At 64.5% G+C, this 14,987-nt stretch carries 17 protein-coding genes; 13 read left to right on the top strand and 4 right to left on the bottom strand.

Translation table 11 applies throughout. From position 1 onward, the window contains the following. Positions 1-52 precede the first annotated feature (52 nt). The 3 genes from F0A17_RS16720 (at position 53) to F0A17_RS16710 (ending at position 2,876) form a co-directional block, all read left to right on the top strand. On the top strand, positions 53-808 hold the full coding sequence (locus F0A17_RS16720) for an endonuclease/exonuclease/phosphatase family protein (RefSeq protein WP_228716948.1): 756 nt from the start codon (positions 53-55) through the stop codon (positions 806-808). 104 nt (positions 809-912) lie between these two features. Further along, the gene (locus tag F0A17_RS16715; protein ID WP_149329485.1) at positions 913-1,461 is read left to right on the top strand and encodes a TRAP transporter small permease subunit; all 549 of its coding nucleotides are present in this window, start codon (positions 913-915) and stop codon (positions 1,459-1,461) included. Between the two features lie 11 nt (positions 1,462-1,472). Next, complete coding sequence (locus tag F0A17_RS16710; protein WP_187774724.1) at positions 1,473-2,876, top strand: TRAP transporter large permease; 1,404 nt, start codon at positions 1,473-1,475, stop codon at positions 2,874-2,876. A gap of 30 nt (positions 2,877-2,906) precedes the next feature. Here the strand turns inward: F0A17_RS16710 and F0A17_RS16705 are convergent, their stop codons facing one another. Continuing rightward, positions 2,907-3,338: a YqaA family protein gene (locus tag F0A17_RS16705; protein ID WP_149329484.1), complete on the bottom strand. Its 432-nt coding sequence runs from the start codon at positions 3,336-3,338 to the stop codon at positions 2,907-2,909. Between the two features lie 40 nt (positions 3,339-3,378). Here F0A17_RS16705 and thiD point away from each other — a divergent pair, with 40 nt between their 5' ends. The 3 genes from thiD to dtd all read left to right on the top strand — a co-directional run bounded on the left by thiD (position 3,379) and on the right by dtd (position 5,619). Continuing rightward, positions 3,379-4,191 carry a bifunctional hydroxymethylpyrimidine kinase/phosphomethylpyrimidine kinase gene (thiD, locus tag F0A17_RS16700; protein WP_149329483.1) on the top strand — a complete coding sequence of 271 codons (813 nt, stop codon included), beginning with the start codon at positions 3,379-3,381 and terminating at the stop codon, positions 4,189-4,191. Positions 4,192-4,271: 80 nt separating this feature from the next. Continuing rightward, entirely contained in the window at positions 4,272-5,117 is an 846-nt protein-coding gene (locus F0A17_RS16695) for a universal stress protein (RefSeq protein ID WP_149329482.1), read from the top strand. 64 nt (positions 5,118-5,181) lie between these two features. Next, the gene (dtd, locus tag F0A17_RS16690) at positions 5,182-5,619 is read left to right on the top strand and encodes a D-aminoacyl-tRNA deacylase (protein ID WP_149329481.1); all 438 of its coding nucleotides are present in this window, start codon (positions 5,182-5,184) and stop codon (positions 5,617-5,619) included. 135 nt (positions 5,620-5,754) lie between these two features. Here the strand turns inward: dtd and F0A17_RS16685 are convergent, their stop codons facing one another. Then, the gene (locus F0A17_RS16685; RefSeq protein WP_149329480.1) at positions 5,755-7,698 is read right to left on the bottom strand and encodes an ABC-F family ATP-binding cassette domain-containing protein; all 1,944 of its coding nucleotides are present in this window, start codon (positions 7,696-7,698) and stop codon (positions 5,755-5,757) included. 101 nt (positions 7,699-7,799) lie between these two features. Between F0A17_RS16685 and F0A17_RS16680 the strand changes: the two genes are divergently transcribed. The 7 genes from F0A17_RS16680 to F0A17_RS16650 all read left to right on the top strand — a co-directional run bounded on the left by F0A17_RS16680 (position 7,800) and on the right by F0A17_RS16650 (position 13,810). After that, positions 7,800-8,303, top strand: a complete 504-nt coding sequence (locus F0A17_RS16680; protein WP_149329479.1) for a TIGR02444 family protein — start codon at positions 7,800-7,802, stop codon at positions 8,301-8,303. 113 nt (positions 8,304-8,416) lie between these two features. Then, positions 8,417-9,433: a TRAP transporter substrate-binding protein gene (locus F0A17_RS16675; protein ID WP_149329478.1), complete on the top strand. Its 1,017-nt coding sequence runs from the start codon at positions 8,417-8,419 to the stop codon at positions 9,431-9,433. Between the two features lie 187 nt (positions 9,434-9,620). Then, entirely contained in the window at positions 9,621-10,199 is a 579-nt protein-coding gene (locus F0A17_RS16670; protein WP_149329477.1) for a TRAP transporter small permease, read from the top strand. Between the two features lie 23 nt (positions 10,200-10,222). Beyond that, positions 10,223-11,506, top strand: a complete 1,284-nt coding sequence (locus F0A17_RS16665) for a TRAP transporter large permease (protein ID WP_149329476.1) — start codon at positions 10,223-10,225, stop codon at positions 11,504-11,506. A 27-nt stretch (positions 11,507-11,533) separates the two neighbouring features. Continuing rightward, a complete protein-coding gene (locus F0A17_RS16660; RefSeq protein WP_149329475.1) occupies positions 11,534-11,977 on the top strand; it encodes a universal stress protein in 444 nt (147 codons plus the stop codon). Between the two features lie 104 nt (positions 11,978-12,081). Continuing rightward, positions 12,082-12,765, top strand: a complete 684-nt coding sequence (locus F0A17_RS16655; protein ID WP_149329474.1) for an FKBP-type peptidyl-prolyl cis-trans isomerase — start codon at positions 12,082-12,084, stop codon at positions 12,763-12,765. Then, the gene (locus tag F0A17_RS16650) at positions 12,752-13,810 is read left to right on the top strand and encodes a poly(3-hydroxybutyrate) depolymerase (protein ID WP_228716940.1); all 1,059 of its coding nucleotides are present in this window, start codon (positions 12,752-12,754) and stop codon (positions 13,808-13,810) included. The genes F0A17_RS16655 and F0A17_RS16650 overlap by 14 nt, the downstream gene beginning before the upstream one ends. Before the next feature lie 5 nt (positions 13,811-13,815). Here F0A17_RS16650 and F0A17_RS16645 read toward each other — a convergent pair whose 3' ends face one another. Beyond that, on the bottom strand, positions 13,816-14,415 hold the full coding sequence (locus F0A17_RS16645; protein ID WP_422671012.1) for an SCO family protein: 600 nt from the start codon (positions 14,413-14,415) through the stop codon (positions 13,816-13,818). Continuing rightward, a complete protein-coding gene (locus F0A17_RS16640) occupies positions 14,415-14,867 on the bottom strand; it encodes a hypothetical protein (protein ID WP_228716939.1) in 453 nt (150 codons plus the stop codon). The genes F0A17_RS16645 and F0A17_RS16640 overlap by 1 nt, the downstream gene beginning before the upstream one ends. Between the last annotated feature and the right edge of the window lie 120 nt (positions 14,868-14,987).

Here is a 14,987-nt window from a genome sequence, read left to right as displayed (position 1 = left end):
AGCCAGGACGCCGCCCCTGGAGGGTGGGCACCTGAAGCTGCTCACCTTCAACATGCAGGTCGGTATCCAGACCTCGGCCTACCATCACTACCTGACGCGCAGCTGGCAGCACTTATTGCCGCATCCCCAGCGAATGCGACGCCTGGACATGGTCAGCAACGTACTGAGCCGCTTCGACATCGTCGGTCTGCAGGAGGTCGACGGCGGCAGCTTCCGCTCCAGTCACATCAACCAAGTCGAATACCTGGCGACGCGCGGCGGCTTTCCCCATCACTTCCAGCAGCTCAACCGCAACCTGGGCCGCTTCGCCCAGCACAGCAATGGCCTGCTGTCGCGCCTGGCCCCCACCCGGATCGAGGAGCATCGCCTGCCGGGCACGCTACCCGGTCGCGGCGCCATCCATGCCCGCTACGGCGATGGCCCCGACGCCCTTCACCTGTTCGTCGCCCACCTGGCGCTGAGCCATCGCGGTCGGGTGCGCCAGCTGGATTATCTCAGTGAGATCATCCAGCCCCTGCGTCACGTGGTGGTGATGGGTGACCTCAATTGCACGCCGGATCAATTGCATACGCATACGCGCTTCTGTGCCTCGCTGCCGCTGCATCCGGTTCGTCCCTTGCTCAGCTACCCCTCCTGGCAACCGCGCCGGGCGCTGGATCATATCCTGATTTCCAGCTCATTGAAGGCGTGCGACGTCCGGGTGCTCGACCATCTCTTTTCCGATCATCTGCCGATCGCCGTCGACGTTGAGCTGCCCGCCGTATGCCGAGAGATCCTGCAGGCGATGCTGAAGGCGCAGTCACGCTAGCCCACCCGAGCGGCTAGGGCGCTGGCGTTGAGGCGCAGGGATGACGCCCGGCGCCGAATCGGCGATGATGCGTCCCTTGTTTTGCTTTGATACGAGACTTCCCCATGCAAACCGCGAACCGTGATCCGGTCCTGCTCGCATGGCTCGACGGCTTTACCGAGGTCGTGGGCCGATCCATCGCCTGGCTGGTGTTCGCCATGATGGCAGTCCAGTTTGCCATTGTGGTGATGCGTTACGTCTTCAGCATGCACAGCACGGTGATGCAGGAGAGCGTCATGTTCATGCACGCCATGGTGTTCATGCTGGGGGCCGCCTGGACCCTGCGCCATGACGGCCACGTTCGCGTCGATATCTTCTATCGCAGGCTTTCCGCCCGCGGCCGCGCCTGGATCGATCTGCTTGGCACCCTATTTCTGCTGATACCGGTCACGCTGTTCATCGCCATCGGCAGTTTCGGCTATGTAAAGAGCAGCTGGGCGATCCTCGAGCGCTCTTCGGATAGCGGCATGCCCTACGTATTCCTGCTCAAGACGCTGATTCTCGTGATGATGGCGCTATTGCTGCTGCAGGGAGTCGCGCAGATCATTCGCCAAATCATGATCCTGCGCGGCCAGGCGCCGGGCAACACTCCCGCTCACGACGAGGTGCTCTGACCGTGGAAGCACTGCTCGAATTCATGCCGCTGTTTCTTTTTCTCGCCGTGTGCGCAGTGCTGATGCTGGGCTACCCCGTAGCCCTGGCTCTCGCGGGCACCGCCTTGATGTTCGCCGGACTGGGGCATCTATTGCTGCAGTTCGGCATCCCGGTGCCCTTCGAGTCGAGCATGCTGGGCGCCATGCCCAACCGGCTTTACGGCGTCATGACCAACCAGACGCTGCTGGCGGTGCCGCTGTTCGTGCTGATGGGCGTACTGCTGGAAAAATCGCGGGTCGCCGAGACTCTGCTCGACGCCATGGCGCTACTGTTCGGCTCACTGCGCGGTGGATTGGGGATTTCGGTGATCCTGGTCGGCATGCTGCTGGCCGCCTCCACCGGTATCGTCGGCGCCACCGTGGTCACCATGGGCTTGTTGTCACTGCCGACGATGCTCAAGCGCGGCTACTCACCGGCACTCGCCACCGGCAGCATCTGCGCCACCGGCACCCTCGGCCAGATCATTCCACCTTCCATCGCCCTGGTACTGCTGGGCGACGTGTTGTCGAATGCCTATCAACGTGCCCAGCTCGCCATGGGCGTATGGAGCCCCAAGACGGTGTCGGTGGGTGACCTGTTCGTCGGCGCATTGATACCGGGCCTGCTGCTGGTCGTGGCCTATATCCTCTATCTTCTGGCGATCGCCTGGTGGAAGCCGGAAAGCGCGCCGCCGGCCGACCGCGAAGCACTCAAGCAGGAGCTCGGCCATAACGGCAACCTGCTGCCGATGCTACTCAAGGGGCTGATCCCGCCGGTATTGCTGATCGTCGCCGTATTGGGCTCGATCCTTGCGGGCCTCGCCACACCCACCGAGGCTTCGGCGGTGGGCGCCACCGGTGCGTTCCTGCTGGCGCTGGCCAACCGCCGCCTGAACCTGCCGATGCTGCGCGAGGTGGTACGGACCACCGCGCAGGTCACCAGCATGGTATTCCTGATCCTGATCGGCGCGGCGCTGTTCTCGCTGGTATTCCGTGCCTATGGTGGCGAAGAGCTGGTCACCGGTCTCTTCGAGGCGCTACCCGGCGGCGTCGTCGGCGCGACGCTGGTGGTGATGCTGGTGATCTTCCTGCTCGGCTTCATTCTCGATTTCATCGAGATCACCTTCGTGGTCGTGCCCATCGTCGGACCGGTGCTGCTCATGATGGGCCTCGATCCCATCTGGCTCGGCATCATGATCGCGGTGAACCTGCAGACGTCATTCCTCACTCCGCCGTTCGGTTTCGCGCTGTTCTACCTGCGGGGCGTGACGCCCGAATCGATACCCACCTCGACCATCTATCGCGGCGTAATACCGTTCATCCTGCTCCAGCTCGCCATGCTGGTGGCGCTGGCGCTGTTCCCGGGGCTGGCCACCTGGCTGCCGTCCGTGCTCTGACAAGGTAACGGCACACAGGCGGCCCGACGATCAGCGGCACAGGGGGGCGAGCCAGGTCTGGGCCAGAGTGAGAACCACGGCGTAGCGCACCCCTTTGGCCAGGCCAATGAGCAGGATGGCCCGCCACCAGGGCAGACGGAATATGCCTGCCAGCACGGTGAGCGGGTCGCCGATCACCGGTGCCCAGCTCGCCAGCAGGCTCCATTCGCCGAAGCGCAGGTACCAGCGCTCGGCACGGACCAGCCCCTGCGGCGAGGCGGGAAACCAGCGGCGGTGCTGGAAACGGCGCGCATAGCGCCCCAGCCAGACATTGACCAGACTGCCAAGGGTATTGCCGACCGTGGCCACCAACCACAGCATCGATTCCGGCTCGCCCAGGCACCAGAGGCGCGCCAGCCAGACCTCGGAGCCTCCCGGCAGCAGGGTGGCGCTGGCCAGCGCCACCACGAAAAGACTCAGCATGTCGCCTCCCAGGCCCTTTACGATGCGAGACGAAGACGCCATGACCCCGACCCGTTCCATTCCCAACGTGCTCACCATCGCCGGCTCCGACCCCAGTGGCGGTGCCGGCATCCAGGCCGACCTCAAGGCCTTCTCCGCCCTGGGAGCCTATGGTACCAGCGTCATCACAGCGCTGACCGCGCAGAACACCCGGGGCGTGCGCGGTGTTCACCCGGTACCGGTGGAGTTCATCCGGCTGCAGCTCGACACCCTGCTCGACGACGTGACAATCGACGCGGTCAAGATCGGCATGGTCGCCAGTCGCGAGGTGGCCGAGGCAATTCGCGACGTGCTCACGGCACGCCGGCCGCGCTGGATCGTGCTCGATCCGGTCATGGTGGCCAAGAGCGGCGATGTCCTGGTCGAGGCGACCGGTATCGCCGCGGTGCGCGACGTGCTAGTGCCATTGGCCGACCTGATCACCCCCAACCTGCCCGAATCGGCGGTACTGCTGAGCGGCGCCACCCCGGCATCGCGCGATGAGATGATGGCGATGGCGCCGCGACTGGTCGCCCTCGGCGCCGGCGCGACGTTGCTCAAGGGCGGTCACTTGCGCGGTGGGGATTGCCCCGACCTGCTGATCACGGCCGACGAGACGCGCTGGGTCGAGGGGAGTCGAATCGGTACGTCCAACCTGCACGGCACCGGCTGCTCGCTCTCCTCGGCCATCGCCGCCCGCCTGGCGTTGGGCGACACCCTGCCCGACGCGGTGATCGCGGCCAAGGGCTGGCTCGAGACGGCACTGACCGAGAGCCGGCGGCTCGACGTGGGGCAGGGGCAGGGGCCGGTGCATCACTTTCACCCTTGGTGGTGACAGGCACGCCTTGCACCCGCGACGGGTGCCGCCCATGCTGAAGTCTGCTCGCCGCTTCTTCCGTTACGGAGAGAGACGTCATGACCCAGACCCTGCTGTTCGCCTGCGATCTCTCGGCCGAGAACCGCGCCGCCTATGCCCGCTCGATACGACTGGCCAACGAGAGTGGCGCACGCCTGGATGTGCTTCATGTGCTCGACCCCTACCTCCCGCACCGGGTGCTGCACGACCTGGAGGAAGCCGTGGTGGCCGATATGCAGGCCATGCTGACGGACCTGCGCGAAGATTATGCACTGACGGCACCGAGCGTGATGCTGCAGACGGTGGCCGGGGCACCCTACGCCGAGATCGTTCGCGAAGCCTACGATCGCAATGCGGACTTGATCGTGCTCGGCTCGCATCGCAAGCGCGGCCAACCCGATCTCATCGCAGGTACGACCCTGGCGCGGGTGCTGCGCAGCGCCCCCTGCCCGGTGCTCTCGGTCAGCCAACCGGCCAATCGCGACTGGGAGGATATCCTGGTGCCGGTGGATTTCTCGCTGGCGAGCCGCCATACCTTGCGCGAAGCGCTCAAGCGCTTCCCCGAATCTCGCCTGACCCTGCTGCACGCCTGGAATATCGCCGGCGAGCGTGTCCTGGGCTCCGATCAGCACTATGCGCGCTGGCGCGATAGCGAAGTGGCGCGCCTGCGCTGTCAGCTCGAGCGGGAAACCGACCAGCTGATGAGCGAACTCGACAGCGTGCCGGAGGTGGAGCTGGTACTCGAACAGGGCGATCCGCTGGAGGTGCTGCTCACCCGGCTGCGCCGCCAGCCACCGGACTTGCTGGCGCTGAGCAGCCGCGGCCAGCTGAGCCGCCAGAGCCACATCACCGAGGCCCTGCTCGCCGAGCCGCACTGCGACATCATGTTGTGCAGGGCTTGGTAACGTCTCGTCACCCACTCGGCACATGATACCCTTCGGCGAGTTGACGACAGAAGGAGACTCGCCCATGAAGGCCCTGATACAGCGCGTGCGCCGCGCCAGCGTGACGGTGGACGACCGGAGGGTAGGCGCCATCGATCATGGCCTGCTGGCCTTGGTGGGGGTGGAGAAGGGCGATGACGAAGCCGCCGCCCAGCGCTTGCTCCACAAGCTGCTGCACTATCGGGTCTTTGCCGACGAGGCGGGCAGGATGAACCTCGACCTGCAGCAGGTCGACGGCGGGCTGTTGCTGGTGTCGCAATTCACCCTGGCGGCCGATACCCGCAAGGGGCTGCGCCCGAGCTTCTCTAGCGCCGCGCCCCCGGCCGACGGCGAGCGGCTGTTCCACTACCTGCTCGAGCACGCCGAAGCGACCTGGCCGAAAGTTGCCAGCGGCGAGTTCGCCGCCAACATGCAGGTCGAACTGGTCAATGACGGGCCGGTGACGTTTCTGCTGGAGAGTTGATCAGCAGTCAATCCGTGGCCATACATAACGGCTGCTCAGGCAAGCGGGCCGGGGGGAGGTCGCGCCCATGGATGGGTTCACAGCGCCTCGTCGACGGTCCGGTGCCCCGGGCCAGCCGCGTCGAATCAGGCCCTACTATTCCTGCAGCTCCGCCTCCATCGCTTCCAGCGCCTCCTCGGCGGCCAACCATTCGGCTTCCAACTCTTCCAGCCGTGACTTCAGCTCACCCTGGCGGGCCAGCCGCTCGGTGAGCTCGGCCTTGCGCGCCGGGTCGGTGTAGAGCTCGGCCTCGGCCAGCGCCTCCTCCACCGCGGCGAGTTCGCCCTGCACCTTTTCCATGGCCTGCTCGGCGCGGTCGCGCGTCTTCTTCAACGGGCGCAGCTTCTCGCGCAGCTCGGCGGCGGCGCGGCGGCTCGCCTTGCGGTCCTCCTTGGGGGCAGCGCTCACCGCCTGCCGCTCGGCCCTTTCGGCGCGCGCCTCGCGCCGCTCGCCCTCCAGCCGAGCCTTGAGCCAGGCACGGTAGTCCTCCAGATCGCCATCGAAGGGTTCGACACGATGGTCGGCCACTTTCCAGAACGCATCCACGGTGGCACGCAGCAGATGGCGGTCATGGGACACCAGGATTACCGTGCCCTCGAAGCTCGCCAACGCCTCGGTGAGCGCCTCGCGCATCTCCAGATCGAGATGGTTGGTCGGTTCGTCGAGCAGCAGCAGGTTGGGCTTCTGCCACGCCACCAACGCCAGCGCCAGACGCGCCTTCTCGCCACCCGAAAAGCGTCCCACCTCACCGAAGGCGTCATCGCCGTGAAAGCCAAAGCCGCCCAGAAAGTTGCGTATCGCTTGATCGCTCGCCGTGGGCGAGAGCCGCTGCACGTGCAGGAACGGGGTGGCGCCCATGTCGAGCCCCTCCAACTGATGCTGGGCGAAGTAGCCGACGGCGAGGTGCTCCCCTGGCACGCGCTTGCCCCCCAGCAGCGGCAACGCGCCGGTCAACGACTTGATCAGGGTCGACTTGCCGGCACCATTGGGCCCCAGCAGACCGATGCGCTGTCCGGGCAGCAGGGTGAGCTTCACCTCATCGAGCTGCACCGTTTCGTTACCCGCTTCGTCGCGATAGCCGAGCCGGGCCTGATCCAGCACCAGCAGCGGGTGAGACGTCTTGTCTGCCGCGGGAAGGGTGAAGTGGAACGGTGAATCGGCGTGGGCCACGGCGATATCGCCCATGCGCTCAAGCATTTTCAGGCGACTCTGGGCCTGGCGCGCCTTGCTCGCCTTGGCCTTGAAGCGCGCCACGAAGCGCTCGATCTCCTCTCGCCGGGCCTGTTGCTTGGCGGCTTCGGCCTGCTGCAGGGCCAGCTTCTCGGCGCGGGTGCGTTCGAAGGTCGAGTAGTTGCCGCGGTAGAGCACCAGCCGGCGCCGGTCGAAGTGAACGATGTGGTCGCAGACCGCGTCGAGAAAGTCACGATCATGGGAAATCAGCAATAGCGTGCCGGGATAGCGCACCAGCCATTGTTCGAGCCACAACAGGGCATCGAGGTCCAGGTGGTTGGTGGGCTCATCGAGCAGCAGCAGGTCCGACGGCATGAACAGGGTGCGCGCCAGATTGGCGCGCATGCGCCAGCCGCCTGAAAAAGCCGACAGCGGACGCTCGAGATCGGCCTGAGCGAACCCCAGCCCGATCAGCAACTGGGCGGCGCGCGCCGGCGCACTGTATCCGTCCAGCGCCTCGATCGCCCCGTGCAGTTCGGCCTCGCGGTTGGCATCGTTCCGCTCCCGCGCCTCGGCCAGTGCCGCTTCGGTCTGGCGCAGCTCAAGGTCGCCGTCGAGCACGTAGTCGACGATGGGCCGGTCGAGAGCGTCCACTTCCTGGGCCATGTGGGCGATGCGTTGCCCGCCACTCATCTCGATCTCGCCCCGATCCGGCGCCAGGGTACCCAGCAGCAGCCCGAACAGACTGGACTTGCCGGCGCCATTGGGGCCGACAATGCCGGCTTTCTGGCCGGCGTGCAGGGTCAGCTCGGCCTCCTCGAGCAGGGTCTGGGTACCGCGTTGCAGAGCAACCTGGCGCAGTGCAATCATGCAGGCTCCGACTGGCAGGGAAAAAGAACCATCGCGGATGCCGCTCATGCAGCGGGAGCATCGGAGGCGACGACCGGATCATGCTTGGAGATTCTACCGCAATGACCACGGTTCTGCGGCCCCAACTGGCCGCCGATCCGCTATGGGATTTCGCCCTGGCCTTCTATGCCCGGCCCGGCGTGGAGACCGCCTGCCTGCTGCTGCAGGACGAGGCGGGGATCGACGTCTGTGAGCTGCTCTGGCACTGCTGGCTCCATCGGCATGGACTGCGGCTCGTCGAGGCGATGCCTGAGCTGGCCGCCATTCAACGCTGGCAGGAGCAGACCACGGTGACGCTGCGTAGCCTGCGCCGGAGACTGAAAGCCGAAGCGGCCCGAAACGCAGGCGTCGCCGATGTCCGTCAGCAAGTGAAGCAGGCCGAGCTTGCCGCCGAGCGCGAGACCCTCGCTCGCCTGCAGCGCTTGGCCGAACGGGGCCATGGCCTGGCCCCCCTTTCCGCTCATGCCCCAAGTCTGGAAATTTACCTCGCTTCGCGCTGGGAATTACAGAAAAAAGGGCAACTTTTGGCAGTTCAAACCCTCGATTGCCAGCTTGACCCTCTGTAGGGGGCACGCTAGCCTGAAAAAAGCTGTGCAGCCCAAACTGGCTGCCTGACGCCTGTTGATGCGTAATTGTTATTAGAGCTTTCACGGGCCCAATCTGCGAGGAGAACATAATAATGAAGGCAACCAAGTTGTTGACCACGGCCAGTATCGGCGCGGCGCTGTTCGGTTTGTCGGCGGCTGCGTATTCCGATGAATGGCGCTATGCGCATGAGGAATTCGAAGGTGACGTTCAGGACGTTTTCGCTGTCGCCTTCAAGGAGTACATCGAAGAAAACTCCGATCATACCGTTCAGGTTTATCGTTTTGGCGAGCTGGGCGAATCCGACGATATCATGGAGCAGACGCAGGCCGGCATTCTCCAGTTCGTCAATCAGTCGCCCGGCTTCACCGGTGCACTGATCCCCGAAGCTCAGATTTTCTTCATCCCCTACCTGCTGCCCACCGACGAAGAGACCGTGCTCGAGTTCTTCGAAGAGAGCAAGGCGATCAACGAAATGTTTCCCGAGCTCTACGCTGAGCAGGGGCTCGAGCTGCTCCAGATGTATCCGGAAGGCGAAATGGTCATCACCGTGGACGAGCCGGTTCGCAGCCCGGAAGATCTACGCGGCAAGAACATCCGCACCATGACCAACCCGCTGCTCTCCGAGACCTACCGCGCTTTTGGCGCCACCCCGACCCCGCTGCCCTGGGGCGAGGTGTATGGCGGGCTGCAGACCGGCATTCTGCAGGGTCAGGAGAACCCCATCTTCTGGATCGAATCCGGCGGCCTCTACGAGGTGTCGCCGCACCTGGTGTTCACCGGCCATGGCTGGTTCACCACCGCAATGATGGCCAACAAGGATTTCTTCGACGGTCTCTCCGAAGAGGACCAGGAGCTGATCCGCCAGGCCTCGGAAGCGGCCTACGACCATACCATCGAGCATATCTCGGGTCTGGCCGAGGAGTCCCTGCAGAAGATTCAGGAGGACTCCGACGAGGTGACCGTGACGCGCCTCGACGAAGAGGAGATCGAAGCCTTCCGCGAGCGCGCGCCGCAGGTCGAGGAGCGCTTCATCGAAATGACCGGCGAAAGCGGTCGCGAGCTGCTCGAGCAGTTCAAGGCCGACCTGGAAGCCGTGACCAACGAGTAAGCCCGCCGCGGCCTGCCGTAGCAGAGGGGGTAGCCAACCGGCTACCCCCTTACGTTTCCGATCGGTGCGTTTTCCCGGCCAAACAGCGTTGAAGGCTTCGGCACCTATTTGGCGTGCCGTTGCTTACCCTTGAGGTCGAGGAAAGCGCTCCACTATCTTGCAGGGAAGTCCCCAGGAGATCGGTCGCATGACTGAAGAAGAATCCGAGAAGAATTACCGCTCCACCCTTCCTGGCCCCCTCGGCATCATCGACACCTGGATCAGCCGCGCCGAATCGGCCATCCTGGCGTTGGGCGTGATCCTGATGGCCGTCAATACCGTCGCCAACGTGGTCAGTCGCTTCGCCCTTGGCGAAAGCCTGCATTTTTCCGAGGAGATCAACCGCATCCTCATCGTAATGGTTACCTTTGCCGGTCTCGGCTATGCGGCCCGGCACGGTCGGCACATTCGCATGTCCGCCTTCTATGATGCGCTGCCCACCGGCGCTCGTCGCTGGCTGATGGTGGCGATCTGCCTGTTCACCTCGCTGGTGATGTTCGTGCTCTGCTACTTCTCCATCGGCTATATCGAAACCCTATACGGCCGGGGACGTGTCCTGCCATCGCTTAGCGTTCCGGTATGGATGATCTATCTCTGGGTACCGGTGGGTTTCACCATTACCGGGATCCAGTACCTGCTCACCGCCATCAAGAATCTCACCTCCCGTGACGTTTATCTGTCGACCCACGTGGTCGATGGGTACAAGGATACGGAAACGGAAGTCTGACGCAGGGCCGAGGAACAATAACCATGACACCCATCATACTTTCCATCATGATCGTGCTCCTCCTGCTGGGATTCCCGATGATGATTCCGCTGGCGACGGCAGCCTTCGTCGGCTTCTTCCTGACCTTCGGCGGCCTGGGACAGATGGAAACCCTCATCCAGCAGATGATGGGGGGCATCCGCCCCACCGCCCTGATCGCCGTGCCGATGTTCATCCTGGCCGCCGACATCATGACCCGCGGCCAATCCGCCGGACGCCTGATCGACATGGTCATGAGCTTCGTCGGCCACGTGAAGGGGGGCCTGGCGGTCAGCACCGCCGCTTCCTGCACCTTGTTCGGCGCCGTGTCGGGCTCGACCCAGGCGACCGTGGTGGCGGTGGGCTCGCCGCTACGACCGCGCATGCTCAAGGCCGGCTACTCGGACTCCTTTACCCTGGCACTGATCATCAACTCCAGCGATATCGCCTTTCTGATTCCGCCCAGCATCGGCATGATCATCTATGGGGTCATCTCCGGGACGTCCATCGGCGAGCTGTTCATCGCCGGCATAGGTCCCGGCCTGCTGATCCTGGCCATGTTCTCGGTCTACTGCGTGATCTATGCCATCGTTCGCAAGGTTCCCACGGAGCCCAAGTCGAACTGGAAGGAACGCGCCAGGGCCGTACGCGACGCACTATGGCCGCTCGGTTTCCCCGTGCTGATCGTCGGCGGTATCTATGGCGGTATCTTCAGCCCCACCGAAGCCGCGGCGGCGTGTGTGCTCTATGCCGTTCTGCTCGAGTTCGTGATCTTCCGCTCGCTGCGGCTGCCGGACATGTACACCATCGCCAAGTCCACCGGTCTGATCACCGCCGTGGTATTCATCCTGGTGGCGGTGGGTAACGGCTTCTCCTGGATCATCTCGTTCGCCCAGATTCCCCAGACCCTGCTGGGCGCGTTCGGCGTCAACGAGGCCGGGCCGATCGGCGTGCTGATAGCGATCTCGGTATCCTTCTTCATCGCCTGCATGTTCGTCGACCCTATCGTGGTGATTCTGGTGCTGACGCCGATCTTCGCCCCGGCGATCGCGGCATCGGGCCTCGATCCGGTGTTGGTGGGGGTATTGATCACACTACAGGTCGCGATCGGCTCGGCCACCCCGCCCTTTGGCTGCGACATCTTTACCGCCATCGCCATCTTCAAGCGACCCTACTGGGAGGTGATTCGCGGTACGCCACCGTTCATCTTCATACTGATCCTGGCGGCGGCGTTGATCATCATGTTCCCGCAGATCGCCCTGTTCCTGCGCGACGTGGCGTTCACCTGACGGCGAAACCGAGCTGAGGAGACGGTGATGTTCAATCGAATACTGGTACCGGTAGACGGCTCCAAGGGGGCCCTCAAGGCCCTGCAAAAGGCCGTGGCGCTGCATCTGCTGACCGGTGCCGAGCTCTACATCCTGTGCGTGTTCAAGCACCACAGCCTGTTGGAAGCCTCGCTCTCCATGGTACGTCCCGCAAAGCTGGACATTCCCGACGACGCGCTCAAGGAGTACGCCACCGAGATCGCCGTGCATGCCAAGAGCGAGGCCGTGGCACTTGGCGCTGACCCGACCCAGCTGCGCGCCTTCGTCAAGGGTGGGCGACCCTCGCGCACCATCGTGCGCTTCGCTCTCAAGCGCGAGTGTGACCTGATCGTGATCGGCGCGCAGGGCACCAATGGCGAAAAGAGCCTGCTGCTGGGCAGCGTCGCCCAACGGGTGGCGGGTTCCGCTCGCTGCCCCACGCTGGTGGTATAACCGCCGGGCCGGTTCGCCCCGCGAGTGCGGAACCGAACCGGTCCTGTTAGAGTCCGATAATGAGGTCAGCCGACCGCTCCCATGAACCTTCGATAGGACTCTGCATGAAGACACTGCTGACTTTCGCCTCCGTGGCCGCTCTGCTGGCCGTGGCGCCAGTCGCACTGGCCGCACCGGAAACAGAGGACGAGCGTCTCAGTTATAGCCTGGGCATTGCCTACGGCCAGAGCATCGCTCAGGAATATTCCGACCTCGATGTGGATGCCTTCGCCGACGCCATTCGCGACATCATCGAAGGCAACGAGCCGGCCATGGATGCTGACGAGATGGCCGAGACGCTGAGCCAATTCCAGCGAGAGGCGCTAGCCGCCCGGCAGGCCGAGGCTGAAGAGCTGGCCGAGCAGAATCACGCCGAAGGAGAGGCCTATCTCGAAGAGAATGCCCAACGCGAGGAGGTCACCACGACCGATTCCGGCTTGCAGTATGAGGTGCTGGAGAGCGGCGACGGCGAAAGCCCCGGACCGACTTCCCACGTCGAAGTGCATTACGAGGGCACGCTGGTCGACGGTACCGTCTTCGACAGTTCCTTCGAGCGCGGGCAGCCGTTGAGTTTTCGGGTGGACCAGGTGATCGAGGGATGGCAGGAAGCCCTGCAGATGATGAGCGTTGGGGACACCTGGATGCTCTACATTCCCCCTGAGCTTGGCTATGGCGCCCAGGGCCAGGGCCCCATCGGCCCCAACGAGACATTGATCTTCCGGGTCGAACTCCTCAATGTCATGGAGTGATATCCGCCCGGCCCCGTTACTGCCCGCCCTGCTGGCCGGATTACTGTTCACCGCCGGCGCGCGGGCCGAGAGCCCCCCGTCCGAACTACCGCCGCTCGCTACGGATCCCGATGACATCAGCCTCATCGGCGTCTCCTCGGGTGGCTATATGGCCACCCAGCTCGCGGTGGCCTGGCCCCAGCGCTTTCGGGGCCTGGCGGCACTCGCCGCCGGCCCTTGGAGCTGTGCCCAGGGTGGCCTGGGGCGTGCGTTGGGACAGTGCATGACGACACGCCGTGGCGACCCCGACCTGGACGAGCTCGCCATCCGCCTGCGCGACTATCGAGCGCGCGAGCTGGTGGGTGAGGAGGAGGACCTGGCCGCGCTGCGCGCTTTCGTCTGGTACGGCGAGGAGGATGGGGTAATCGACCCCTCGTTGGGTCAGGCGCTGGCCGAGCAACTCGAGGATTGGCTTGCCGAGCCGGACATTCAGCTCAAGGTGGTTCGCTCGTCCGGCGTCGGTCATGGCTGGCCCGTCGAAGCCGACGAGCGGCTGTCGCCGAGCCAGTTGGGCGAGTGCCGGGACGGCGGCGGAACCCACCTGCTGGCCTGCGGTTTCGACATCGCGGGGGAGGCCTTGAGCTGGCTGCACGGCGAGCTCAAGCCGCCCGCGGAAGACGATGCCGCACGTCTGATCCCCTTCGATCAAACACCCTTCGATGCGCGCGGCCTGGGAGATATCGGCTACGTGCTGATACCGGAAGCATGCGAGTCCGGCGGCTGCGGTCTGACCGTCGCGCTGCACGGCTGCGGCATGACGCTGGAACAGATCGACAATGCGTTCGTACGCCACAGCGGGCTCAACGAGTGGGCCGCGGCCAACCGGCGAGTGGTGCTCTATCCGCAGGCGACCACCAGCCTCGCCAATCCCCAGGGCTGCTGGGACTGGTGGGGGTTCGCGGAGAGCACCTGGCAGCTCGATCCGCTCCACGATACCCGTGAGGGGGTTCAGGTGCGGGCCCTGATGGCGATGATCGACCGGCTGGAGGCGCGTCCGGAACGCTAGGCCGGTCAGCTACCGATGCCGAGCTCGCTGTGCAGCGCCGAGCGCAGCGGCTGCGGCGTCGGCGAATAGAGGACGCGTTGGCGAATCTTGCCGTGGCGATCCACCAGATAGAGCGACGAGGTATGGTCGACCGTGTACGCCATGGCCGAGTCGGGCGCTTCCACCCGCCGCCAGACCACCCCATAGCGATCGGCCAGCTCCTTGAGCTGCTCCTCGCTGCCGGTGGCGCCGATGAAGTCGTCGCCGAAGAAGCTCACGTATTCGCTCAGCCGATCCAGGGTGTCGCGTTCCGGATCCACGGATATCAGTACCGGCACCACCCGGCCTCGCTGCTCCTCGTTCAGCCCCTGCATCACCTGACGCATCACCGCCAGGCTCATGGGGCAGACATCGGGGCAATGAGTGTATCCGAAGAACAGCACCGCCAGTTGATCGTCCTCCAGTTGGGTCAGCGAGAAATCGCCTCGTGTCGAGGGCAGTTCCACGGGCCCACCTGAAGGCATGCCGTCGTCCTCCTCTTGTAACTGCTGGTAGCCGAAGAAGCCACCGACAGCTACCAGAAGCATCAGGGCGACGAGCGCCATTCCCATGCGATTCGCCATCATCATCCGCTCCGTTTCGCGCTAAAATCGAACCGGCTGCCCAGCCGACCCTCGGGAGTCGTCACCACGACTTCGGCCTGCCAAGCCATCACCGATTCGGTACAGATGGGTACCTGAACGACCCCCTCGAACCGTCCCCCATCCTCCGCTTCGAGAGGGAAGCGATGCAAGCCCATGTCCATGTCACGACCGATCAGGTCGACGCGTACGGACTGGGCGTCCACTCCCGTGACCTCGACTCTCAGCGGCAGCGGATCGAGCGCGCGGATTCCTCCCGGCGCGTCGATGCTGAGCGTGAGCCGACGCGCCCCACCCAGGCTGGCGCTACAGGCGGCGGCAGGCAGGTCGCAGGGAAGCGTGGCGAGATACCAATCGACATCGGACTCGCCGCGCAGCAGTTGGGCTGCCAGATACCACAGCGCCACGCACAGGGTGATCAGCGTGGCCAGCATCATCAGACGCAATCTCGGGAAACGGGATTCGCCAGCATCAGGCAGAGAGGGTGAAGTCATGGCGGCGAAAGCAGCACTTTAACGGATAGAGCGGTAAGCTTAACAGCATTTGTCTTCCGGCCA

The organism is Billgrantia pellis (genome assembly GCF_008297955.1).
Lineage (GTDB): Bacteria > Pseudomonadota > Gammaproteobacteria > Pseudomonadales > Halomonadaceae > Halomonas > Halomonas pellis.
This window is presented reverse-complemented; position numbering and strand designations above follow the sequence as displayed.